This window comes from Photorhabdus kayaii (assembly GCF_025384895.1).
Classification (GTDB): domain Bacteria; phylum Pseudomonadota; class Gammaproteobacteria; order Enterobacterales; family Enterobacteriaceae; genus Photorhabdus; species Photorhabdus kayaii.
Genome location: NZ_JAJAFZ010000053.1, coordinates 1 through 22,319, shown reverse-complemented (window position 1 = coordinate 22,319; position 22,319 = coordinate 1). Strand labels below are relative to the sequence as shown.

The 22,319-nt window shown below is 41.8% G+C and carries 22 protein-coding genes and 1 tRNA gene; 15 read left to right on the top strand and 8 right to left on the bottom strand.

The window, feature by feature from the left end:
- The first annotated feature begins 162 nt into the window (after nt 1-162).
- The 4 genes from LGZ98_RS17350 to LGZ98_RS17335 all read left to right on the top strand — a co-directional run bounded on the left by LGZ98_RS17350 (nt 163) and on the right by LGZ98_RS17335 (nt 5,095).
- On the top strand, nt 163-1,119 hold the full coding sequence (locus LGZ98_RS17350; RefSeq protein WP_262978325.1) for an IS110 family RNA-guided transposase: 957 nt from the start codon (nt 163-165) through the stop codon (nt 1,117-1,119).
- 344 nt (nt 1,120-1,463) lie between these two features.
- Nucleotides 1,464-3,872: an RHS repeat protein gene (locus tag LGZ98_RS17345; RefSeq protein WP_262978324.1), complete on the top strand. Its 2,409-nt coding sequence runs from the start codon at nt 1,464-1,466 to the stop codon at nt 3,870-3,872.
- A gap of 436 nt (nt 3,873-4,308) precedes the next feature.
- Entirely contained in the window at nt 4,309-4,605 is a 297-nt protein-coding gene (locus LGZ98_RS17340) for a type II toxin-antitoxin system TacA family antitoxin (protein ID WP_113042240.1), read from the top strand.
- Nucleotides 4,583-5,095, top strand: coding sequence for a GNAT family N-acetyltransferase (locus tag LGZ98_RS17335; protein ID WP_113026223.1), 513 nt, complete (start codon nt 4,583-4,585; stop codon nt 5,093-5,095). The genes LGZ98_RS17340 and LGZ98_RS17335 overlap by 23 nt, the downstream gene beginning before the upstream one ends.
- Before the next feature lie 67 nt (nt 5,096-5,162).
- Here LGZ98_RS17335 and fbaA read toward each other — a convergent pair whose 3' ends face one another.
- The 3 genes from fbaA to epd all read right to left on the bottom strand — a co-directional run bounded on the left by fbaA (nt 5,163) and on the right by epd (nt 8,567).
- Entirely contained in the window at nt 5,163-6,239 is a 1,077-nt protein-coding gene (fbaA, locus tag LGZ98_RS17330) for a class II fructose-bisphosphate aldolase (RefSeq protein WP_113042311.1), read from the bottom strand.
- A 62-nt stretch (nt 6,240-6,301) separates the two neighbouring features.
- Entirely contained in the window at nt 6,302-7,465 is a 1,164-nt protein-coding gene (gene pgk / locus LGZ98_RS17325) for a phosphoglycerate kinase (protein ID WP_113042241.1), read from the bottom strand.
- Between the two features lie 82 nt (nt 7,466-7,547).
- Nucleotides 7,548-8,567, bottom strand: a complete 1,020-nt coding sequence (epd, locus tag LGZ98_RS17320) for an erythrose-4-phosphate dehydrogenase (RefSeq protein ID WP_113042242.1) — start codon at nt 8,565-8,567, stop codon at nt 7,548-7,550.
- Nucleotides 8,568-8,956: 389 nt separating this feature from the next.
- Here epd and LGZ98_RS17315 point away from each other — a divergent pair, with 389 nt between their 5' ends.
- A complete protein-coding gene (locus LGZ98_RS17315) occupies nt 8,957-9,430 on the top strand; it encodes a MarR family winged helix-turn-helix transcriptional regulator (protein ID WP_158536553.1) in 474 nt (157 codons plus the stop codon).
- Nucleotides 9,431-9,763: 333 nt separating this feature from the next.
- Nucleotides 9,764-10,135, top strand: coding sequence for an antibiotic biosynthesis monooxygenase family protein (locus LGZ98_RS17310; protein WP_113042244.1), 372 nt, complete (start codon nt 9,764-9,766; stop codon nt 10,133-10,135).
- Nucleotides 10,136-10,241: 106 nt separating this feature from the next.
- Here the strand turns inward: LGZ98_RS17310 and tkt are convergent, their stop codons facing one another.
- Nucleotides 10,242-12,236: a transketolase gene (gene tkt / locus LGZ98_RS17305; protein ID WP_228902109.1), complete on the bottom strand. Its 1,995-nt coding sequence runs from the start codon at nt 12,234-12,236 to the stop codon at nt 10,242-10,244.
- 661 nt (nt 12,237-12,897) lie between these two features.
- Here tkt and LGZ98_RS17300 point away from each other — a divergent pair.
- From LGZ98_RS17300 to LGZ98_RS17290, 3 genes are read left to right on the top strand one after another with little or no spacing between them, the layout of a single operon-like run.
- The gene (locus LGZ98_RS17300) at nt 12,898-13,587 is read left to right on the top strand and encodes a PAS domain-containing protein (protein ID WP_262978323.1); all 690 of its coding nucleotides are present in this window, start codon (nt 12,898-12,900) and stop codon (nt 13,585-13,587) included.
- A 60-nt stretch (nt 13,588-13,647) separates the two neighbouring features.
- Nucleotides 13,648-14,331 (top strand): helix-turn-helix transcriptional regulator, encoded by a 684-nt coding sequence (locus LGZ98_RS17295; RefSeq protein ID WP_390904701.1) that lies wholly within the window; start codon nt 13,648-13,650, stop codon nt 14,329-14,331.
- Nucleotides 14,332-14,348: 17 nt separating this feature from the next.
- Entirely contained in the window at nt 14,349-15,017 is a 669-nt protein-coding gene (locus LGZ98_RS17290; protein ID WP_113042248.1) for a helix-turn-helix transcriptional regulator, read from the top strand.
- Here the strand turns inward: LGZ98_RS17290 and LGZ98_RS17285 are convergent.
- Nucleotides 14,974-15,234 (bottom strand): hypothetical protein, encoded by a 261-nt coding sequence (locus tag LGZ98_RS17285; protein WP_146748093.1) that lies wholly within the window; start codon nt 15,232-15,234, stop codon nt 14,974-14,976. The two genes, LGZ98_RS17290 and LGZ98_RS17285, sit on opposite strands and share 44 nt — an antisense overlap.
- Before the next feature lie 390 nt (nt 15,235-15,624).
- On the opposite strand from LGZ98_RS17285, the gene LGZ98_RS17280 reads away from it, so the two are divergent.
- Entirely contained in the window at nt 15,625-15,891 is a 267-nt protein-coding gene (locus LGZ98_RS17280) for a helix-turn-helix domain-containing protein (protein WP_113042249.1), read from the top strand.
- Between the two features lie 59 nt (nt 15,892-15,950).
- A complete protein-coding gene (locus LGZ98_RS17275; protein ID WP_158536554.1) occupies nt 15,951-16,094 on the top strand; it encodes a hypothetical protein in 144 nt (47 codons plus the stop codon).
- Nucleotides 16,095-16,131: 37 nt separating this feature from the next.
- Here LGZ98_RS17275 and LGZ98_RS17270 read toward each other — a convergent pair.
- Together LGZ98_RS17270 and dnaQ are read right to left on the bottom strand one after the other, a co-directional pair.
- Nucleotides 16,132-16,208 (bottom strand) — tRNA-Asp (locus tag LGZ98_RS17270).
- Nucleotides 16,209-16,337: 129 nt separating this feature from the next.
- Nucleotides 16,338-17,084, bottom strand: coding sequence for a DNA polymerase III subunit epsilon (dnaQ, locus tag LGZ98_RS17265; protein WP_113042250.1), 747 nt, complete (start codon nt 17,082-17,084; stop codon nt 16,338-16,340).
- Between the two features lie 57 nt (nt 17,085-17,141).
- Between dnaQ and rnhA the strand changes: the two genes are divergently transcribed.
- Nucleotides 17,142-17,612 (top strand): ribonuclease HI, encoded by a 471-nt coding sequence (rnhA, locus tag LGZ98_RS17260; protein ID WP_113042251.1) that lies wholly within the window; start codon nt 17,142-17,144, stop codon nt 17,610-17,612.
- Here rnhA and LGZ98_RS17255 read toward each other — a convergent pair.
- Entirely contained in the window at nt 17,609-18,325 is a 717-nt protein-coding gene (locus LGZ98_RS17255; protein WP_113042252.1) for a class I SAM-dependent methyltransferase, read from the bottom strand. The genes rnhA and LGZ98_RS17255 overlap by 4 nt on opposite strands.
- A gap of 32 nt (nt 18,326-18,357) precedes the next feature.
- Between LGZ98_RS17255 and gloB the strand changes: the two genes are divergently transcribed.
- The 3 genes from gloB to LGZ98_RS17240 all read left to right on the top strand — a co-directional run bounded on the left by gloB (nt 18,358) and on the right by LGZ98_RS17240 (nt 22,276).
- Nucleotides 18,358-19,110, top strand: coding sequence for a hydroxyacylglutathione hydrolase (gloB, locus tag LGZ98_RS17250; RefSeq protein WP_113042253.1), 753 nt, complete (start codon nt 18,358-18,360; stop codon nt 19,108-19,110).
- A 71-nt stretch (nt 19,111-19,181) separates the two neighbouring features.
- On the top strand, nt 19,182-20,543 hold the full coding sequence (gene mltD / locus LGZ98_RS17245; RefSeq protein WP_228902100.1) for a murein transglycosylase D: 1,362 nt from the start codon (nt 19,182-19,184) through the stop codon (nt 20,541-20,543).
- 797 nt (nt 20,544-21,340) lie between these two features.
- Nucleotides 21,341-22,276 carry a 2OG-Fe(II) oxygenase family protein gene (locus LGZ98_RS17240; RefSeq protein WP_113042255.1) on the top strand — a complete coding sequence of 312 codons (936 nt, stop codon included), beginning with the start codon at nt 21,341-21,343 and terminating at the stop codon, nt 22,274-22,276.
- Nucleotides 22,277-22,319 lie beyond the last annotated feature (43 nt).

The window sequence follows — 22,319 nt, the reverse complement described above, 5'->3', positions numbered from 1 at the left end:
ATGCTGGTTAAGTGAGATTGGCAACAATCATGCAGTCAGACAACCATCAAGGGATTAAGCCCGTTAATGAGCTTTCGACGCATGATTGTTACTTTTCTTCGAGAAACCCGAACAGTTGCTTGAAACTAAATTCGCATTTGCAAGAATGGGAGCCGAAGAACCATGACTGAAACGATTTGTGTCGGTATTGATGTTGCCAAAGCTTCACTCGAAATTGCGCTTAGTGCACAGGGAATTGTCATGACATTCCCAAATACCCCTGAAGGCCATGATCAACTAGCATCTACTTTGGCTAACTATGAGATTGATTTAGTTGCATTAGAAGCAACCGGTGGTTATGAGATGCCCGTTGCTTGTGTTTTACAGACCAGAGGGCTGGCTGTTGCTATCGTCAATCCCCGACAAGCCCGTGATTTTGCTAAGGCAATGGGATATCTAGCCAAAACCGATAAAATAGATGCTCAAATGCTGGCACAGTTAGCCCTGGTTTTATCTCAACAAACAGATCGGGATAAAATAATCAGAGTGTTGCCCTCTGCTCAGCAACAAGTGCTGCAAGCCATGATCACACGTCGTCGCCAATTAGTCACACTTTCCGTCTCGGAGCGCCAAAGATTAGGAAGTTGCCATCCAGAAATTCGAGAAAGCATCACTTTAATGATCAGTTTTATACAAGAACAAATTAAGGTCATTGAATCGGCGTTATCTAAACACATCAAGGCCTATCATCGTTCCAAACTCGATTTATTATCGACAGTAAAAGGCGTTGGTCCTGCCACAATAGCCACTTTGATCGCCGATGTCCCGGAGTTGGGTAAGTTAACACGCCGTGAAATTAGTGCCTTGGTTGGCGTTGCACCGTTTAATCGGGATTCTGGATTATTCCGGGGAAAACGAACAATCTTTGGAGGAAGAGCAATGGTGCGTCGAATGTTATATATGGCTACGTTAACAGCAATTAGATTTAACCCCGTTCTCTGCGCTTTCTACAAGAGATTGACCGAAGCAGGCAAGCCAAATAAAGTCGCCATCGTTGCTTGTATGCGTAAATTACTGGTCATTCTCAATGCAATGATAAAAACAAATAAACCGTGGGATGAATCATTCCACACGGTTTAAAGTGAAAGACAGTTGCTCATTAGCGTGGGGCACTTTGTTCAGTCGGCGATAAAATGAGCAATTTTGCATACTTTTATCTTTAACTGTGAGATACAAGTGATCCGCTATTTAAGCATCATTGACATATCAAATCAGCCAACCACTTGTTCTCCCAATAGTTGGCCGATCACACCGGTTATCTGAAACTTTAATTACCATCAATACAATCTCAAAAATTACCAAAGCGTTTGCATTAATAACATCACGACCAATTACTTTCCTCGCCTGTTTAGTGATAAAGTCGTTTGGCTGTTACCGTAACTTAAATTATTTCGAAGGTTAACACCGTATGAAGGAGGTAAAATATGAGCAATGACAATTCTGCAATTAACCAAAAAACACCCTCGATCAGGGTCTTGGATAACAGGAAGTTAAATATACGTACTTTAGAATATCTACGTATTCAAGCTGATGAAAACAGTGATGAATTGATCACACTCTATGAGTTCAATATTCAAGGATTTCAGGTAAAAAGTACCGATCCTCGTAAGAATAAAAACCAGAGTGGCTCGAATTTCATTCGCGTCTTTAATCTTGCAGGTCAGGTTCTACGTGAAGAAGGTGTTGATGCTGGTCGAACTATCACCCTCAACGATATTGAAGGTCGCCCGGTATTAACCATCAATGCAACTGGCGTCCGCCAAGACTATCGCTACGAAGACAACACCCTTCCCGGTCGTCTGCTCGCCATCACCGAACAAGTACAGGCAGAAGAGAAAACAACCGAGCGTCTTATCTGGGCCGGTAACACTCCGCAAGAAAAAGAGTACAACCTTGCCGGTCAATGTATCCGCCATTACGATACCGCAGGGCTCACTCAACTAAACAGTCTTTCCCTGACTGGCATCGTGCTATCACAATCTCAACAACTACTCGTCGATAACCAAAATGCCAACTGGGCAGGTGAAGATCAAAGCCTCTGGCAGCAAAAACTGAGCAGTGATGTCTATACCACCCAAAATAGAACCGATGCCTCCGGGGCTTTACTTATCCAAACCGATGCCAAAGATAATATTCAGCGGCTGGCCTATGATGTGGCCGGGCAGCTAACAGGCTGCTGGTTAACATTAAAAGGTCAGACCGAACAAGTGATTATTAAATCCCTGACCTATTCCGCTGCCGGACAAAAATTACGCGAGGAACACGGCAATGGTGTTATTACTGAATATAGTTATGAACCGGAAACCCAACGACTTATCGGTATCAAAACCCGCCGTCCGTCAGACACCAAGGTGTTGCAAGACTTGCGCTATCAATATGACCCGGTGGGCAATGTCATCAATATCCGTAACGATGCAGAAGCCACCCGCTTTTGGCGCAATCAAAAAGTGGTCCCGGAGAATAGCTATACCTACGATTCCCTGTATCAGCTTATCAGTGCCACCGGGCGTGAAATGGCCAATATAGGTCAGCAAAATAATCAACTGCCTTCCCCTGCGCTACCTTCCGACAACAATACTTACACTAACTATACTCGCAGCTACAGTTATGATCACAGCGGTAATCTGACACAAATTCGACACAGTTCACTGGCTACTCAAAATAACTACACCACAGCTATCACCATCTCAAATCGCAGCAACCGAGGCGTTCTCAGTACGTTGACAATAGATCCAAATCAAGTGGATACATTATTTGATGCCGGTGGTCGCCAAACCCATTTATTACCCGGTCAGACGCTGGTCTGGACATCACGAGGAGAGCTAAAGCAAGTCAATAACGGTCCAGGAAATGAATGGTACCGCTACGGCAGCAACGGAATGAGACAACTGAAAGTGAGTGAACAGCAAACTCAGAATACTACGCAACAACAGCGGGTAATCTATTTGCCGGGGCTGGAACTACGCACAACCCAAAACAGCACCACAACAACAGAAGAGTTACACGTGATCACACTAGGTGAAGCCGGTCGCGCACAGGTACGGGTGTTGCACTGGGAGAGTGGTAAACCAGAAGGTATCGACAACAACCCACTGCGTTACAGCTACGATAATCTGATAGGCTCCAGCCAGCTTGAACTGGATAATCAAGGGCAGATTATTAGTGAGGAAGAATATTATCCATTCGGCGGAACCGCACTGTGGGCAGCAAACAGCCAAACAGAAGCCAGCTATAAAACTATTCGCTATTCAGGCAAGGAACGAGATGCCACCGGGCTGTATTATTACGGTTACCGCTATTATCAACCGTGGGCGGGTAGATGGTTAAGCGCAGATCCGGCAGGAACCATTGATGGGCTGAATCTATATCGCATGGTAAGAAATAATCCAGTGAGTTTGCAGGATGAAAATGGATTAGCACCAGAAAGAGGAAAATATACTAAAGAGGTGAATTTCCTTGATGAATTAAAATTCAAATTGGCAGCCAAAAGTTCACATGTTGTCAAATGGAACGAGAAAAAAAACAGTTATACAAAAAATAAATCATTGAAAGTGGTCCGTGTCGGTGATTCCGATCCGTCGGGTTATTTGCTAAGCCATGAAGAGTTACTAAAAGGTATAGAAAAAAGCCAAATTATATATAGCCGGCTCGAAGAAAACAGATCCCTTTCAGAGAAATCAAAAACAAATCTTCGTTTGGGATCTGAAATATCCGGTTATATGGCAAGAACCATAAAAGATACAATATCAGAATATGCAGAAGAGCATAGATATATACCCGTCATCTTTCAAGTTGCATCGCGGCGGCAAGGGAGCGAATCCCCGGGAGCATAGATAACTATGTGACCGGGGTGAGGGAGTGCAGCCAACAAAGAAGCAACTTGAAAGATAATGGGTATAGAACTTTAAATAGAAACTAACTGTACTAGCTCAGACTAGAGCTAGTACAACTCAGGTGACTGCTTCCCGCCGTAAAGAGGGTTTACGGCGGTTTTTGCTAACAACTCTGCATACTCGGATTCACTTGCGCCCGAATTTTGATGATTTTTGTTCTATCTGACTATGGTTTGTTTAGTCTCACAATTATGGCGTCATTTTGGCACACATGTTGAATTTTGTTAAAAAAAATCTTAAACTAGCCAATGAAGCAAACTTAGCATTTCACTAAACCAATATGTTCCGCTAGCTCCAAATAAATAATGCAAACGAGTAGTGGATATCTATAGTGAACTCAAGAACTAATAACCGCAATGCGGTAGGAGTAAGGCTTATGGCCACATTAGCAAATGAAAGAATCACCACAAGGGTGAGTTCAGAGACCAAAGAGCTACTTGAAAGGGCGTTATCACTATCAGGGTATGCAAGTTTGAATAGCTTTATTGCCAATGCTGCTGTAGCAGAGGCAAAAAGACTCATTGAACAAAATATGCGTATTCAATTGTGTCAAGAAGATGCATTGGCATTTGTTCATGCATTGGAAAAACCAATCAAGGTAAACGAACGTTTCCTTCGTGCTGCTCGTAGACATAAAGAAACAATAAAAAATGAAGATAGAACGTCTAGATAAAAACAAACACGATAGAAATAATTTTAACTGTGGTGAACCCGCACTAAACAACTACTTGAAGGCAGTATCGGGACAACATGATAAAAAGGACTTATCAAGAACATTCGTCCTTACAAGTAGTCAAAATGGATCTCAAATAAAGGGATACTATTCCCTAGCACTATGCACGGTAGAGCTAGACGAACTACCAGAGAAAATATCGAAAAAGTACCCTTCTACACTACATTGCGCACTTATTGGTCGCCTAGCTATAAGTAAGTCATTTCAACGCCAAGGGTTTGGTGAAATATTGCTTATAGATGCAATTCGAAAAGCTATAGAGTCGTCAAAATCTATTCCTACCCCGATGATTATCGTCGATGCGAAGAACGACATAGCCAAAAAACTGTATATGAACGTAGGGTTTGAGGAGTTTCCTCAGACAAAGAGCAAACTGTTCATGTCTATGGCTGTTGCAATGGAAATGATAAAAAGAGTAGATGCGATGTAACATCTCATTTACTGAATGCGGCTAACGTTCCCTCTGAATGAAAACTCAGAGGGAACGCTTTCACCCATTACAACACGTCAATCGCATTCAATTCTTTGAAAGCCTGTTCCAAGCGGGTAGTCATAGAAACCTGACCGGCACGCAACCATACCCGTGGATCGTAGAATTTTTTATTAGGTTTATCCGCGCCTTCTGGATTGCCTAACTGGCCTTGCAGATAGCCTTCGTTCTTTTTGTAATAGTTGAGAATACCTTCCCAAGTCGCCCACTGGGTGTCAGTATCGATATTCATTTTCACAACGCCGTAGCTGACCGCTTCTTTGATCTCTTCCTCGGTAGAACCGGAACCGCCGTGGAAAACAAAATCCAGGCTGTTATGTGGCAGATTGAATTTCTCAGAAACATAGTCTTGAGAGTTACGCAAAATTTTTGGCGTCAATTTAACGTTACCCGGCTTATAAACACCGTGAACGTTACCGAAAGAAGCCGCAATAGTGAAACGTGGGCTGATAGCGTTCAGTTTCTCATAAGCATAAGCAACATCTTCCGGTTGAGTGTACAGAGCAGAGCTATCCATATGGCTGTTATCAACGCCATCTTCTTCCCCACCCGTACAACCCAACTCGATTTCCAGCGTCATATCGATTTTTGCCATACGAGCCAGATATTGGCCGCAAATCTCAATATTCTCTTCCAGAGATTCTTCTGACAGATCGATCATGTGAGAAGAGAATAAGGGCTTACCCGTCGCTGCGTAATGCTTTTCACCTGCATCTAACAGGCCATCAATCCACGGCAGCAATTTACGCGCACAGTGGTCAGTATGCAGGATCACAGGAACACCATAATATTCAGCCATCTGATGAACATGGTGAGCACCAGAAATTGAACCCAGAATAGCCGTTTGTTGACCTTCAGCTTTCAAACCTTTACCGGCCATAAAAGCAGCACCGCCGTTAGAGAACTGAATGATAACGGGAGAACGAACTTTGGCAGCAGCTTCCAACACGGCATTGATTGAATCAGTACCTACACAGTTGACCGCCGGTAAAGCAAAGTTGTTTTCTTTGGCTATAGCGAACACTTTTTGAACATCATCACCAGTGATGACACCCGGTTTTACGAAATCAAAAATTTTAGACATGTTACGTGGGTCCTGTTTAGAGCGGGCAGCCAGCCAATCGGCCACTACCCGTCATGACTTAATTACTGTTTTGCACGTTCTTCCAACATCACAACCGCAGGCAGTTTTTTCCCTTCCACGAACTCAAGGAAAGCACCACCACCCGTAGAGATATAAGAAATTTTGTCAGCAATACCGAACAAGTCGATCGCTGCCAGCGTATCGCCGCCACCGGCGATAGAGAAAGCATCACTATCCGCAATGGCACGCGCGACAATTTCAGTTCCTTGACGGAAATTAGGGAATTCAAATACACCAACCGGGCCATTCCATAGAATCGTTTTGGCGTTTTTCAGAATATCCGCCAGCCGTTGAGCAGATTCATCACCCAGATCGAGGATCTGCTCATCATCTTTAATATCGCGGGTAGATTTCAAGGTTGCTTCGGCTGTTTCAGAGAATTCTGTTGCCACACGAACATCGGTTGGCACCGGAATATCACAGCTTATCAGCAATTTCTTCGCTTCCGGGAGCAAGTCGTCTTCATAGAGAGAACGACCGACATTGTGGCCTTCCGCGGCAACAAAGGTATTTGCGATACCACCACCGACAATCAGTTGGTCAGCAATTTTAGACAGCGTATCCAGAACGGTCAGCTTGGTTGAAACCTTAGAACCCCCAACGATAGCCACCATTGGACGGGCTGGATTATCTAACGCTTTACCTAATGCCTCCAACTCTGCGGACAGCAAAGGACCGGCACAGGCCACAGGAGCAAATTTAGCCACTCCGTGAGTCGAAGCCTGTGCACGATGAGCAGTACCAAATGCATCCATGACATAAATATCACACAGGGAAGCGTATTTTTTAGCCAAGGTTTCGTCGTCTTTCTTCTCACCTTTATTAAAGCGAACATTCTCCAGCACAACCAGTTCACCATCCGCGACATCCACGCCTTCCAGATACTCTTTTTCCAGTCGAACGGGGGAAGATAATTTCTCTTCTAGATAGTCTACTACTGGTTTCAGCGAGAATTCTTCATGGTATTCGCCTTCAGTAGGGCGGCCAAGGTGAGAAGTGATCATGACTTTGGCACCCTGTTTTAATGCTGCCTCAATGGTCGGTAAGGAAGCACGGATACGCGCATCAGAGGTGACTTTGCCATCTTTTACCGGAACGTTCAGGTCAGCGCGGATCAAAACACGCTTACCCGCCAGATCTAAATCGGTCATCTTAATTACAGACATGGTGAATCCTCTCATTGATTCTCTAAATTATTTAATCTTGCGCCGTGTGCGGATCTATTATGGACCGTCGATCAACAACAGATCATTTGAAACCCATAGCAGCCATTGCTAACGTTGTATCCAACATTCGGTTAGCAAATCCCCACTCATTATCACACCAGACTAATGTCTTAATCAGATGTTGCCCACTGACTCGCGTTTGTGTGCCATCAACAATCGCGCTGTGGGGATCGTGGTTAAAATCCGTTGAGACTAACGGCAATTCGGTATAATCAACTATACCACGAAATGAAGTAGCTGCTGATTTTTGCATTAATTCGTTGATTTTCTTAACAGTTACTGAAGATTTTACCGTAACACTCAAATCGATAGCTGTAACGTTAATCGTTGGTACACGCACGGAGATAGCTTCAAAACGGTCACAGAACTTTGGAAAAATCCGGGTTATCCCTGCGGCCAGCTTAGTATCCACCGGAATGATAGACTGACTAGCAGCCCGAGTACGCCGTAAATCTTTGTGATAAGCATCAATCACCGGTTGATCATTCATTGAGGCATGAATGGTTGTCACTGTACCCGATTCAATCTCAAATTCATCATCCAATAATTTAATGATGGGAATAATGCAATTAGTGGTACAGGAAGCATTGGACACAATGCAATCCTCTGCTGTCAGTAAGTGCTGATTCACACCATAAACTACAGTCGCATCTAAATCATTACCCCCCGGATGAGCAAACAGCACTTTTTTGGCGCCACTGGCAAGATGTGCCTCGCCATCAGCTCTGCTGCCATAAATCCCACTGCAATCAAGAACAATATCAATCCCCAGTTCTTGCCAAGGCAACATCGATATATCAGGTTGATGAAACAAGCGAATATTATCATCACCAACCTGCAACACATCATTATTCAGACGCACATCCCAAGCAAAACGGCCGTGACTAGAATCATATTTCAGCAAGTGAGCAATTCCTTCGGCATCTGCCAGCTCATTAACAGCAATAACCGCAATTTCAGCTTGGCGCCCAGACTCATAAAGAGCACGTAAAATACTACGCCCTATTCTGCCGAAACCGTTTATTGCTACCTTAATTGTCATGTTACTCCCTGAATATAGTTATTACCACGCAACCGCTTAGAATAACTGACTCAATCACTCATGTACTGATTGTTTATCACAAAATTATTAAAACCAAGCACAAAAAACCGCTTCATATAACAAAATGAAACGATTCAGCTATAAATAATGAGGTTACGGGAAAAGGAAATTGATAGCAATAATAATCGAATAGTAATAGCAAAAAGTGATCAGACTACGAAGTGAAAATATCGAACTTTAAGCAAACAGAAAGAAACAATCCCACAGTTATTTACTCACAATTGCGACATTGATCATCAATATCACTTGTTGAAATATTGACATCTAATCTCAATAAGTGGAAACTGGTTGTCGTTTTTTGATGTATTTAAGGAATAAGGAAGTAAATCGTGTCAACCGAGAAAACTACAGCGTTTGAGGTATTCACTGAGATCACATTGGCGGTATTTCGGCTCAACGCCTTACTGCTCTCTAAAGGAGATCAGCTCGTTGCCCCATTGGGAATCACGAGTGCAAGATGGCAAGTACTTGGTGCGATTGCGCACGCACCACATCCACTTACCGCGCCTCAGATTGCCGCCGCAATGGGTATCACACGCCAAGGAGTGCAAAAGCAATTGAATCTCGGGCTGAGTTCAGGGATGGTGAAAACCATCACTAACCCTCGGCATGAACGCTCACCACACTATCAATTGACCGAGCTTGGTTGGCGTACTTTTGATGCGGCGATATCGCTGGAAGCTGAATGGGTCGGATCACTGGTGCAATCCTCTGATCCTAACGAGCTAAAAGTGACATTAAACACATTGATAAACCTAGAGACGAAGCTGGAAGAGTCACCAGTGCCAAATAGCGCTACATAAAATAGCACTACATAACATGACATAGCGCTACGGATTCGTTCGTTAATAACGACAAAGAACTACCAAACAGTTAAACGAAATACAACGTGGAAACAGCATCTCTACGTTGACATATTGTTGCCGTCAAAAGCCGCGTAAATCACGCGACTCGCCTCGGCAGGATAGCAATACAACATATACCCTATGGATTTCAAGATGCATCGCGACGGCAAAGGAGTGAATCCCCGGGAGCATAGATAACTATGTGACCGGGGTGAGCGAGTGCAGCCAACAAAGAGGCAACTTGAAAGATGACGGGTATAAACATAAACACATAATTTTCAGGAGATAAAAATGGTCAAGCTAGAAGAAATGGACACCCACGTAACCCTGCGGGAACAGTTATTTTCGAACACCGATGGCTCCATCGTGCTGGTGAACATATTTCATGTTGATCCCTCAATGGCTGACACCCTAATAGAAACCTGGAAGGAAGATGCAGAATATTTCCGGTCTAAGGTAGGACTGATTTCCGCACAATTACATCGCGGAATCGCTGGCAGTGGCACATTCATGAACTACGCCATTTGGGAGAATCTGGAGCGTTTCCGCGCCGCGTTCACGGACCCTGAATTCAAGGAGAAACTCGCCAAATATCCTGATGGGATTGTCGGTTCGCCTCACGTATTCCAAAAAGTAGCCGTCCCTGGAATTTGCGTGGCATAAGCCGAGGAAAACCGTCACAAATCCATCTTCAATAACGGCATCGTACAGAAAAAGAGCGCACCCGCTCAACATTTACCTCAGGTGCGCTCATTCATGAATTTACTCATTATTTCAGCAGAGCTTTAGCCTTAGCGACTACATTCTCTACAGTGAAACCAAACGTTTTAAACAGCTGATCAGCAGGTGCTGATTCACCAAATGTATTCATACCAACGATAGCGCCATTCATACCGACATATTTAAACCAGTAATCAGCGATACCCGCTTCGATTGCAACACGTGCAGAAACCGCAGCAGGCAGAACCGCTTCTCGGTATGCAGCATCTTGCTTATCAAAAGCGTCAGTAGACGGCATGGAGACTACGCGCACCTGACGACCTTCCTCAATCAATTGATTGTAAGCCTCCACCGCCAATTCAATTTCTGAACCCGTTGCGATCAAAATCAGTTCTGGCTGTCCCTGACAATCTTTCAAGATGTAAGCCCCTTTCTCGATATTAGCCAACTGTTCAGCAGTACGTTCTTGCTGTGCCAGATTCTGACGAGAGAAAATAAGTGCTGATGGGCCTGCTTTACGATCGATAGCATATTTCCACGCCACCGCAGATTCAACCTGGTCACATGGGCGCCATGTGCTCAAATTTGGTGTCACACGCAAACTGGCAAGCTGTTCTACTGGCTGGTGAGTCGGACCATCTTCACCCAAACCAATTGAATCATGGGTATAAACAAAGATGCTGCGAATTTTCATCAATGCCGCCATACGCACTGCGTTACGGGCATATTCAACGAACATCAAGAAGGTTGCACCATAAGGCACAAAACCACCATGCAGAGCGATACCGTTCATAATGGCTGACATGCCAAATTCACGAACGCCATAATGGATGTAGTTACCTGCCAGATCTTCGTTCAACGGCTTAGAACCTGACCACATCGTGAGGTTACTTGGCGCCAAATCAGCAGATCCCCCCATAAATTCAGGCAACACCTTACCAAAAGCTTCCAAGGCATTCTGAGATGCTTTACGGCTGGCAATATTGGCCGGATTTTTTTGCAACTGTTCGATAAATGCTTTTGATTCAGCTTCCCAGTTTGCCGGTAATTCGCCACCGGTACGACGTTTGAATTCAGCAGCTAATTCAGGATACGCTTTTTCATAGGCAGAGAATTTTTCATTCCAAGCGGCTTGTTTCGCATTGCCAGCTTCTTTTGCATCCCACTCAGAATAGATTTCCGCTGGAACTTCAAATGCCGGATAATTCCAACCTAGCGCTTCACGAGTCGCAGCAATTTCCGCATCACCCAATGGCGCGCCATGAGAATCATGGGTCCCCGCTTTGGTTGGCGCACCAAAACCGATAATCGTTCTGCACATTAGCAGAGAAGGTTTATCAGTAACTTTACGTGCTTCTTCGATAGCAGCTTTAACTGAATCTGCATTATGACCATCAACACCGCGAATCACATGCCAACCATAAGCCTCAAAACGGCTTGCCGTATCATCTGTAAACCAGCCTTCAACATGACCATCAATGGAAATGCCGTTGTCATCATAGAAAGCAACCAACTTGCCTAGCTTTAACGTTCCTGCCAGAGAGCAAACCTCATGAGAAATGCCCTCCATCATGCAGCCATCACCCATAAAGACATAAGTATTATGGTCAACGATCTCATGACCAGGACGGTTAAATTGCGCGGCCAGAGTGCGTTCAGCAATCGCAAAACCTACTGCGTTGGCAATCCCCTGCCCTAAAGGACCTGTCGTAGTTTCTACGCCTGAAGTATAGCCATACTCAGGATGGCCTGGGGTTTTAGAGTGTAACTGACGGAAATTTTTCAGATCATCAACTGAAACATCATAACCGGTGAGATGCAACAGGCTATAAATCAGCATAGAACCATGACCGTTAGACAATACAAAACGATCACGATCGACCCAATGTGGATCAGTTGGGTTATGATTCAAATAATCACGCCATAAAACTTCAGCGATATCAGCCATTCCCATAGGCGCACCAGGGTGCCCTGATTTTGCTTTCTGCACAGCATCCATGCTCAGGAAGCGAATAGCATTAGCAAGGGTTTTACGAGTGGTCATTTTCTACTCCAAGTGGGATAAAAACGTTTAGGGGAATAATTTTCTCAGCACAGCGCACAAACCGCAATCTTTAAAGCCAAATATCAGGAAACTATCTTAATTTCATCTGAACGACAATTCTTTGATTTACCTTACTGTTCTACAATGAATTTCAGCATCATCAAAGTAATAAACAAACTCACTGTGCATATAAAGGGGTAAATTAATTAAACACAGCTATTAGTTGCAAATCAAGAGATAAAATAACCAATTAATAGAGACGACACATTCTTGATTTATGGCAATTTTCAGCGACTAAATTGATTGTTTATATTGTTCACAATTATAGGGCAATGTTCTCTTAATAATTTAATTTATCAAGAATGAATACGTAAAAAAAACACCAATCAAAAATCAATATTATTTTAATATCAATAAACAAATAAACAAATAAACAAATAAACAATTCAAAATAAAATAATACTTATGGTTATATTTTCTTATATAATAACATTTTTACCAAAAATAATAAGCAATTTAATTAACAGATATAGATAAAATAAAAAAATATTATTTTTTTGCGAATTAATTATTGCAATCCATTATACAATCAGGTTATTTTAAATAGAACACATAAAATAGACATACAGATGATTACTTAATTAACAACTAGGGCACTTTCATGTCAAATATCAAAAACAAACCAAATAATATCACTCCGCAATTAATTTACATGTGGGAAAAAAGTAATGAGCCGTGGGGCGCTAAAGATCGCCAATCAAAATTTATATACGCAAATCCTGCTTTTTACCAACTGCTCAATTTGCCTGAAGATTTCGATATTACAGGGCTTGCAACGGACGAATTACCTTCACCTATTGCAGAATATACAGAAGAACATTGTCGTCAGGATCAAAAAGTGATGCAAACCATGAAAACAGTCACTTCACTTGAGACTCACCTTTTTGGGGAAAATAAAGTCAAGCAAACCTATCTCTGTCATAAATACCCACTTTGTGATGAAAATGGGAACTGCATCGGCATCACGTTTCACATGTCCAAAGTCCAAAACTTTTCTACTGCTTACTATCATGAAAAATCATCTCCAGCGGCTTTGGAATTTACACCGCCTAACGACATACTAACCCAAACTGAATGGGAAGTTCTTTTTCTGGCCCTTCGCTCACCGGATGAAGAGAGTATCAGCGAAGAATTAATGATAAGCACAGAAGATACCATTAATCATATTCAGTCAATTTATCAAAAATTTAATCTACCGCTGCATATAAAATTAGAAGATTTCTGCAAAGAAAATAAGTTTGACCTATATATTCCAGAAAGATTCGTCACTATTGGCAGCCAAGAGTTGTAAGTTTCTATTAATTCAAATCTAAAACCCAGATATTTTTCTAATAATGATAGGAATTATGTTGTGATCTATAACAAATTAACCGTATCGCCTCAAATTATTAATCTAATGGAAACCAGTCATGAACCCTGGGGTATAAAAGATCAAAACTCCCGTTTTGTTTATGAAAACAAGGCAATGGCTATGTTGCGCGATCTTCCCCGTGGTTTTAATGTAGAAGGACGTCTAGACAATGATCTACCTTGGGAAGGAGCCGCTTTTGCAGAACAATTTCAGATCCATGACAGAGCAGTAATGCAAGCAGAACAAAGAATCTGTTCATTAGAAACCCATTTATATGGTAAAGAAAAACTACTTTCTTCCTATTCCTTTGAAAAATTTCCCTTTTATAATGGGGATAATCAATGTGTCGGCGTTATTTTTCATGCCTGGAAAGCCGAAGCCTTTTCTCTGACACGCTTTTTTCATGGTAAACTGCCAGCTTCTATCATGTTCCAGCCACCTTCTGAGCTATTTACTCAACGGGAATGGGATGTCATTTTTCTATTTCTACAGAGATATACCAGTAAACAAATCGGTCGAATACTGAATATCTCTTACCGCACGGTAGAAACGCATATGTTACGGATATACAAGAAAATTGGTATTAACTCTGGTCAACAGTTGGATGAATACTGCCGCCTTAATGATTTTGATCTCTATGTTCCTGAGAGATTTTTAAAACCGGGAAGTAAAATGTTTATATAATGTGGTAAATAAAACAGATGAAAACAGCAAATAACATATCAGCACAAATAATAAACACCATAAAAAATAGCCATGACCCTTGGGGAATTAAAGATAAAAGCACTTGCTTTATTTATGAAAATAAAGCAATGGCTATGCTACAAGATATCCCACTTAATTTAAACGTCGAAGGGCGTTTTGATTGTGAATTACCTTGGGCAGGAGCAATCTTTGAAGAGCAATTTCAACGACATGACAGAACTGTCATGCGTTTGGAAAAAAGTATATGCTCATTAGAGACACATAGGTTTGGCAAAGAAAAACATCTTTCTTCCTATTTTTTCGAGAAATTCCCATTTTATAATGAAGATAATGAATGTATTGGCATTATTTTTCATGGACGGAAAGCAGAAGCGCTTGCTTTAAAAGAATTTTTTAATGGGAAGCTACCGCCTTCCATTATGTTTTGTTCTCCCTCAGAACAATTTTCCCAACAAGAATGGGAAATTATTTTTCTATTTCTGGCAAAACACAGCAAAAGGGAAATCAGTGAGAGACTCAATATTCCTTATCAATCGGTAAAAAACCAGATAGAAAAAACATATCAAAAACTAAAAATTAACTCTGATTCTCAATTTGAGGAGTACTGCCGTATGAATAATTTTAACCTTTATATACCAGAGAGATTTTTATTCCCTTATTCATAAAAATCATCTTTATATTCAAGTTATTATAAGGCGACAATATTATATACCCGTCATCTTTCAAGCTGCCTCTTTGTTGGCTGCACTCACTCACCCCGGTCACATCGTTATCTATGCTCCCGGGGATTCGCTCCCTTGCCGTCGCGATGCAACTTGAAATCCATAGGGTATAAAAGCCAACTATAAATATATAAGAAATTTGATTATTACCACGACTCAACCAGATGATATATGGAATAGAATTTCGGGTCGTGGCTTACAAAAAAATAAGCAATTTCACTGCATTTATTATGTGAATACAAAATCATTAATAAATTGTATGAAAAACAGAGTGAAAATATTCGTCGGAAATTATTAGTTATTTAAGTTATTAAACTAATAATATTTTTCAAATAAAATAATAATACTCTTTACATCCAGAAAAAACACCTTCAATATATAGGTCATATTTTGCTATAAAACAATCGATACCATTATTCAGTATTATCTCCGATAGCCAATTCAATTAATCTTCATTGATAATCTGCACCTAATTACTACCAAACAGCAAGACATTGATAATTTATCTATTATCAATGTTTTTCTCACAATTAAAATCTGGAGATTATTTATGGATATTCAAGACTGGCATCCGGCAGATATTATTGCAGCACTGAGAAAACAAGGAACAAATCTTTCAGCCGTTTCCCGAAAAGCCGGATTAGCATCATCAACATTGAGTAATGCATTACATCGCCCGTGGCCGAAGGGAGAAGCATTAATTGCCACTGAATTGGGTTTACATCCATCGGATATTTGGCCATCACGCTATAAACCTGGCAAAGAAAATAAATTCCTAATAAGGATTGCAGAAACAAGCGCTATAGAAAGCTGGTAGCGTCTCTATGCCTTATTTCAATGCAATTTCATCATTGTCTATTATCGAGAGATTACTGAATGATATATACCCAATGGATTTCAAGATGCATCGCGGCGGCAAGGGAGCGAATCCCCGGGAGCATAGATAACGATGTGACCGGGGTGAGTGAGTGCAGCCAACAAAGAGGCAACTTGAAGGATGACGGGTATAAGTACAAATGAAAAAGCCCCGGGCAACTACCCAGGGCTTCGGAATCTTTGGCGGTGCGGACGGGACTTGAACCCGCGACCCCCGGCGTGACAGGCCGGTATTCTAACCGACTGAACTACCGCACCGCGCAGTGTTCTGGTTGAGAACGAGGTGAATATTACGAATCCAAGATCATTCCGTCAATATTTTTTATAACAAAGTGACGCGCCTGATCAACTTTTCACCCAAAAAGGTAATTTATCTGCAATTTTATATTAACTTTGTCCAGAATTCATACGCCATAAACAGCTCCCGCCTTTCTTCTCCACTAAATCCAACCTGGATTCATGTGCCGCAAGCTCTTCATCCGTTGCATAAATAACTTTTAATGCCGTTTGAGACCGGGTAATACGCTGTATTTCAGAAACATTCGCACCACCAGCAACCTCCCCTTCCATTGAAAAGGCAAGAGAAGTCTGCCCGCCTGTCATTATCAAATAGACATCAGACAATATCTCAGCATCGAGTAACGCCCCATGTAAGGTTCGTTTAGAATTGTCTATATCATAACGATCACATAACGCATTAAGGTTATTTCTTTTCCCCGGAAATAACCCTCTTGCAAGTTGTAAGCTATCAGTAATCTTGCAGAAATCCGCAGTTGGCGGAATATCACGATTCAGCTTGCCAAACTCATAATCGATAAAGCCGATATCGAAGGGAGCATTATGGATAATCAATTCAGCGCCGCGAATAAATTCAATAAACTCATCTACAATGTCAGCAAACAGCGGCTTATCCTGCAAAAATTCATCACTGATCCCATGCACTTCAAATGCTTCAGGATCGACCAATCTATCCGGCCGAATGTAGACATGAAAATGGCGACCCGTTAAACGACGGTTAACAAGCTCCACGGCCCCAATTTCAATAATTTCGTGTCCTTCATAGTGAACACCTAATTTATTCATACCAGTCGTTTCGGTATCAAGGACAACTTGTCGTGTAATTACAGTGCTCATAATGCCTTTTTGTGTCAGACTTAGGGTTTTGAATTGAATAAGAAGAGTCTACCAGATATGAGCAAACAGGTAGAAATTTTCACCGATGGATCTTGTCTCGGCAATCCGGGGCCAGGGGGCTACGGTGTATTATTACGTTATCAACAACACGAAAAAACCCTTAGTGAAGGTTTTTATCATACAACAAACAACAGAATGGAGCTCATGGCAGCAATTATTGGCCTGGAAACGCTGACTCGCCCTTGCAAAATTGTCTTAACCACCGACAGCCAATATGTGCGTCAAGGCATTACACAATGGATCCATAACTGGAAAAAACGCGGCTGGCGTAAAGCAGATAAATCTCCTGTCAGCAATGTCGATTTATGGCAGCGTCTCGATCAAGCCATTAGCCACCATGACATTGATTGGCAATGGGTCAAAGGCCACGCCGGACATGATGAAAATGAGCGTTGTGATGAACTGGCCCGTGCCGCAGCAAACTCACCAACAGAAACTGACACGGGATATCTCGAAAATAGAGATTAATTACGCTTTCGGTAACATTTTGTTACGCCAACGGCATTGCCCAATTTAGGTTTTAATCGCGTCACTTTTCTCTGACTTAGTGTTAATGGCAGTGTGCGCTTGCGGGCAATAATCAGACTGACACAGCCTAATACAGACAAGTGCCGATTAGAAAAACCTGTTTCATTTCGCCAGGGCAATACTTGAAAGCTGTCACGATACACCACTTCATAATTAAGCAAGCTCAACCAATCAAGTTGGCGCATCATGGAAAACATCCGGCTGCAATAGGGTTGATGACGCCATAATCCCGGAACTAATTTCCCCAAACCAAGCAGACTCAATGAATTAAAACCACTGATAATAAGCCAACCATCATCAATCATCACCCGGTCAACTTCCCGTAAAAGACGATGGGGATCAGCGCTGTAAGCCAGCATATGACTCAGTAAGCAAGCATCAACAGACTTTTCTTCAAACGGCAGATGGTAAGGATCGCTAATCACCTGCATATTCTTGCCTTCCTTACCTACATTAATCTGATTAAAAATCGGACAGACATGACTGTCAATTTCAGCACTCAAATTACCGACTTTCAACAGATGGAAACCAAATATTTTCGGCCACCAGGGTTGTAATTGGTGCTCCAAAGCGGCACGGTAATACTCCCCCCAAGGTAAATCAGCCCAAGAAGCCGGGGGATTTATATTCTGTATTGTATGTGCAGATTTCATAGCTATAACCCGCTGTTAATAAGAGGTATACAATGGAGCTTATCAGCATTCCGGCCCTTTCAGATAATTACATTTGGTTACTTTGTGATGAGAATAGACATGTTGTAATCGTTGATCCGGCAGAATCACAACCTGTTCTTGATACCTTGGAATCTCGCGGCTGGATACCCGATGCAATTTTACTTACCCATCATCATCACGATCATGTTGGTGGCGTCCCTGGAATTATTGATCAATTCCCTGAGCTACTAGTATACGGCCCAGCAGAAACCCAGAGCAAAGGTGCCACCATGATAGTATGTGGCGGTGATAGCATCAATTTCGGTCATTTTTCTTTCCAGATCATCGATGTTCCAGGCCATACTCTGGGGCACATTGCTTTTTATCAAGCGCCTTATCTCTTTTGTGGGGATACCTTGTTCTCTGGTGGCTGTGGACGTCTCTTTGAAGGCACCGCTGAGCAGATGTATACATCTATCGGAAAAATAGCTGAGCTGCCCGATGATACACTGATCTGTTGCGCCCATGAATATACCGTTTCTAATATGAAATTTGCTTATACTGTTTTACCCAATCAGACTATTAGCGAATATCAGCAAAAAGTAATCAGAATGAGGGAAAATAATCAACCAACAACACCAACCACATTACAAACTGAGAAAAAAATCAATATTTTCTTAAAATGTGATGATATTGATTTACAAAGAAATATTGGAATTACACCCAACACTCAACCGCTTTCCGCCGTTTTCCGTCAACTAAGAAGACAAAAAGATCAATTTTGATTTGGAGAGTTGCTATATCAAACCAAGATAAGTATTATTGGTCGTCTTTTAAGCGACCATAAAAATTAATTATGAAGACAAAAGCGATTCTGTTCGCATCTGTCTTGCTGGTTGGCTGTCAATCAGGGCCTGATTGGTCGACGACAGCCGGACAACGGGCACAGAATTCGTCTTCAGCGAGTCTAAAGACAGGCAAGATAGCAACTGATGATACCAATCAGCGTGCTGCCTACTGGGGAGAGGATGATTCTGGCGCTCAGCGTGAGCTGTGGGGATACATCCGTGATGAGTTGAAGATGAAGATCCCTGATAACTACAGGGTACGTGAACAACGAAATTATTACCTGAAAAACAAGAGCTATCTCCACGATGTAACTTTACGGGCTGAACCGTATATGTACTGGATAGTCAGGCAGATCAAGCAGCGCGATATGCCGATGGAACTGATACTGGTACCCATAGTGGAGAGTGCTTTTAACCCGCATGCTACCTCACACGCTAAGGCCGCTGGTCTGTGGCAGATTATCCCGGATACGGGTCGCAATTACGGTCTTACTCAGGATAAATGGTACGACGCACGTCGGGATGTTGCCGCATCAACAACTGCCGCCCTGAATCTGTTACAACGCCTGAATAAAATGTTCAATGGTGACTGGTTATTGACTATTGCTGCATATAACAGCGGCGAAGGCCGTGTTATGCGCGCAATAAAAGAAAACCAAGTAAAAGGCAAGCCAACGGATTTCTGGTCATTATCACTACCACGGGAGACCTCGCTCTATGTACCTAAAGTTCTGGCACTCAGTGATGTCATCCGTAACAGTGATAAATATGGCATTACGCTGCCAAAATCCAATAATCAGCGGGCGCTTGATCAGGTTGATGTCGGTCAACAAATCACGCTGTCTCAAGCCGCAGAACTGGCGGGCATGTCCCTGACATCAATTAAAGCCTACAACCCTGGGTATAAGCGAGGAGTGACATCGCCGAACGGTCCACATTACATCATGCTGCCAAAGGCAAAAGTTGATCAGTTTAAAAACTCGCTGGCAAATAAAACAGTTCTGAGCAATATTCGTCAAGAAGTTGCTAAAAACAACCGCCGACTGAGTAAACAAAGCCAATATAAAGTTCGTTCAGGTGATACATTATCTGCTATTGCAAAGCGGTTTAATGTTTCCACCCGTGAATTGCAACGCATGAATAATCTGAGAACCGCCAGATTGTTAAAAATTGGACAAATATTAAGGGTAAATAATGACAATGCTATTATTTACCGTGTACGCCAAGGCGACTCAATTGCCAGTATTGCTAAACGCCATGGTATCAACATTAAGGATTTAATGAACTGGAACGATGGTATAAAAACAACAGATATCAAGCCAGGAATTGAACTAACGCTTTATATCAATGAATATTATGATGAAGCATAAAACTTTTCCTGCAACTATTTGTTGTTAAATAAATATAATAGACGGCCCTCTCTTAGGGCCATTTCCCCTATTAAGTAAAATAAAACGAATCGATGAAAATCACATAACCAATTGATAAATATAATATTAAACCATTAAAATCGGATTAATTATCAATATCGCCATGATGTTAAACATGCTATTTAAGCAATAGCATTTAAATAATATATACCCTATGGATTTCAAGATGCATCGCGACGGCAAGGGAGCGAATCCCCGGGAGCATAGATAACTATGTGACCGGGGTGAGAGAGCGCAGCCAACAAAGAGGCAACTTGAAAGATAACGGGTATACAATATAATCACGATAAAATATTAATTACAGGACTTAATGAGAGTTATAAAAATATCATTGGTAAACTATCACATTTAATAACAAATAATAAAAGCAATAAAACATCATCAAGTAATTTATAAAACTTTCATATTAACAATCGATTAAAAAAACATGACTCTATTATCGCTATTTATATTTTCATTATTTTTCATATATAAGCCATCAAATTCTTGTAATATTCAAAAAGTCAGCTAGGATAGTTAGTGACCAATATTAATTACTTTGCCGAATAGTTACTTAGGATTTTAATCAATAAACTTGTTGATATAATTATCCAAATTCTAATAAAACGAAAAAAAAAGATTAATACACTATAAGAAAACAATATAAGAATAAGCACCAAATGTAATATCGGCAATATACATTCCCGAGATACAAAAAATAAACAAAAGTTCTGTTACCACAACTAAGGACTATCATTATGACAACATCATCAACAACGCGAGCGCCAGTGAAACTACCACCAATGCCATCGGAAAGCGAAGCCTCAAAAACATATAAATCAGCAGACATGGCTCGCTCCTATCTAGAAGGAGATAACCTCATTTTTACTGACAACGACGGCTTTAATCGAGCCCTCCGGGAGGGTTTTTTCCTTCTGAAAGCACCACCATATATGGATTTTGAATATGGTGATCGATTTGCATACCACTTCTTTGAACCCGCCACAGAAGGTGACCTTCGACCCTATACGGGATTCAAATCATATACTTTTTCCAACGAATACGAAGGTTATTTCAACAGAGAACATGATCAATGGGAACAGTTCCGCCTTGAACGGGAACATTGGCACCTCATGCCATCAGAGGTCGCGACACTAGGTCATCATATGGCACACGTCGGTATATGTGTACTACGTTCCGTGTTAACTTATATTGGCATTCCTCGTCGTGACTGGGAACTCATTACTAATGGTATTTCAGAAGGGCTAAGAAACCAGATGTTATCGTTTAACCACTTCCGATCAGAGAAAGCCACCCGAGGCTCTAAATTTCATCGGGATTCAGGATGGGTGACAGTTTTAAGATCAACTGAACGTGGCCTTCTTGCCTATATAAATGATGAGCTTTTAGCTATTGATCCTGTTCCAGGATACCTAATAATTAACTTTGGTAGTTCGATCGAAGTGCTGACAGAAAATTTAACCCCGAATGTTCGAGCCAATATACATGGCGTTGCTCGCACAGAAAGAAATAGGCAACACGACAGAATGTCGTATGTCATGTTTTTAGTTAGCGATCTGGCTGGTAATGTCTACAAATATGGTCCCAGCGGCCCCATCAAAGTTCAATCCGTTAAAGAGTTTGTTATCCAGGAAGCGAGTCGAACATACGATGATGATAATGACACTTTGTAGATATTCTTACTGCCTATCTCAATAGGGCTATTTTATTTGCCCT

What these genes read in the sequence shown, in the direction of transcription:
- LGZ98_RS17350 (WP_262978325.1), top strand. Translation starts at nt 163, where the DNA reads ATGACTGAAACGATTTGTGTCGGTATTGATGTTGCCAAAGCTTCACTC.
- LGZ98_RS17345 (WP_262978324.1), top strand. Translation starts at nt 1,464, where the DNA reads ATGAGCAATGACAATTCTGCAATTAACCAAAAAACACCCTCGATCAGG.
- LGZ98_RS17340 (WP_113042240.1), top strand. Translation starts at nt 4,309, where the DNA reads ATGGCCACATTAGCAAATGAAAGAATCACCACAAGGGTGAGTTCAGAG.
- LGZ98_RS17335 (WP_113026223.1), top strand. Translation starts at nt 4,583, where the DNA reads ATGAAGATAGAACGTCTAGATAAAAACAAACACGATAGAAATAATTTT.
- fbaA (WP_113042311.1), bottom strand. Translation starts at nt 6,239, where the DNA reads ATGTCTAAAATTTTTGATTTCGTAAAACCGGGTGTCATCACTGGTGAT.
- pgk (WP_113042241.1), bottom strand. Translation starts at nt 7,465, where the DNA reads ATGTCTGTAATTAAGATGACCGATTTAGATCTGGCGGGTAAGCGTGTT.
- epd (WP_113042242.1), bottom strand. Translation starts at nt 8,567, where the DNA reads ATGACAATTAAGGTAGCAATAAACGGTTTCGGCAGAATAGGGCGTAGT.
- LGZ98_RS17310 (WP_113042244.1), top strand. Translation starts at nt 9,764, where the DNA reads ATGGTCAAGCTAGAAGAAATGGACACCCACGTAACCCTGCGGGAACAG.
- tkt (WP_228902109.1), bottom strand. Translation starts at nt 12,236, where the DNA reads ATGACCACTCGTAAAACCCTTGCTAATGCTATTCGCTTCCTGAGCATG.
- LGZ98_RS17300 (WP_262978323.1), top strand. Translation starts at nt 12,898, where the DNA reads ATGTCAAATATCAAAAACAAACCAAATAATATCACTCCGCAATTAATT.
- LGZ98_RS17290 (WP_113042248.1), top strand. Translation starts at nt 14,349, where the DNA reads ATGAAAACAGCAAATAACATATCAGCACAAATAATAAACACCATAAAA.
- LGZ98_RS17280 (WP_113042249.1), top strand. Translation starts at nt 15,625, where the DNA reads ATGGATATTCAAGACTGGCATCCGGCAGATATTATTGCAGCACTGAGA.
- LGZ98_RS17275 (WP_158536554.1), top strand. Translation starts at nt 15,951, where the DNA reads ATGATATATACCCAATGGATTTCAAGATGCATCGCGGCGGCAAGGGAG.
- dnaQ (WP_113042250.1), bottom strand. Translation starts at nt 17,084, where the DNA reads ATGAGCACTGTAATTACACGACAAGTTGTCCTTGATACCGAAACGACT.
- rnhA (WP_113042251.1), top strand. Translation starts at nt 17,142, where the DNA reads ATGAGCAAACAGGTAGAAATTTTCACCGATGGATCTTGTCTCGGCAAT.
- LGZ98_RS17255 (WP_113042252.1), bottom strand. Translation starts at nt 18,325, where the DNA reads ATGAAATCTGCACATACAATACAGAATATAAATCCCCCGGCTTCTTGG.
- gloB (WP_113042253.1), top strand. Translation starts at nt 18,358, where the DNA reads ATGGAGCTTATCAGCATTCCGGCCCTTTCAGATAATTACATTTGGTTA.
- mltD (WP_228902100.1), top strand. Translation starts at nt 19,182, where the DNA reads ATGAAGACAAAAGCGATTCTGTTCGCATCTGTCTTGCTGGTTGGCTGT.
- LGZ98_RS17240 (WP_113042255.1), top strand. Translation starts at nt 21,341, where the DNA reads ATGACAACATCATCAACAACGCGAGCGCCAGTGAAACTACCACCAATG.